The following is a 794-nucleotide window of genomic DNA, read 5'->3' as shown; positions in this document are numbered from 1 at the left end:
GAGGAACTAGGTCGGTCTGAAAAGCCACAAACCTTGATGGATATGGCGACTATTTTCGGTCGTTATGAGCGTGCTAATGATCGTTTGGACGATATGGAAGTGTCTGACGAAATCAATGCATGCTCGGTTGAAATCGAAGTGGACGTTGATGGTGTCAAGGAACCTTGGCTCCTTATGTTCAAAAACGAAACCCACAACCACCCAACGGAAATTGAGCCATTTGGTGGAGCGGCTACTTGTATCGGTGGTGCCATTCGTGACCCGTTGTCAGGGCGTTCCTACGTTTACCAAGCTATGCGTATTTCAGGTGCTGGTGACATTACAGCGCCGATTTCAGAAACGCGCGCTGGGAAATTGCCACAACAAGTCATTTCGAAAACAGCGGCTCATGGTTATTCTTCGTATGGTAACCAAATTGGTCTGGCAACGACTTACGTTCGTGAATACTTCCACCCAGGTTTTGTAGCCAAACGCATGGAGTTAGGTGCTGTTGTTGGTGCGGCTCCTAAGGGCAATGTTGTTCGTGAAAAACCGGAAGCCGGTGACGTGATTATCTTGCTAGGGGGCAAGACTGGTCGTGATGGTGTCGGTGGTGCGACAGGATCTTCTAAGGTTCAAACAGTTGAGTCTGTAGAGACTGCTGGAGCTGAGGTTCAAAAAGGGAATGCCATCGAAGAGCGCAAGATCCAACGCCTTTTCCGTAATGGCGATGTCACTCGTCTCATCAAGAAATCCAACGACTTTGGAGCAGGTGGTGTCTGTGTGGCTATCGGTGAATTGGCAGATGGTCTTGA

General features: G+C 49.0%; 1 protein-coding gene. It reads left to right on the top strand.

Annotated features, from left to right (window positions below; genetic code table 11):
• Positions 1-794: AIR synthase-related protein (locus tag GMD1S_RS10600; RefSeq protein ID WP_000330942.1), on the top strand; the 794-nt coding region annotated here is incomplete at both ends.

Origin of the sequence: Streptococcus sp. GMD1S (assembly GCF_000296875.1) — a bacterium.
Lineage (GTDB): Bacteria > Bacillota > Bacilli > Lactobacillales > Streptococcaceae > Streptococcus.
The sequence above is the reverse complement of the archived record's forward strand: the minus strand, read 5'-3'. Positions and strand labels throughout refer to the sequence as shown.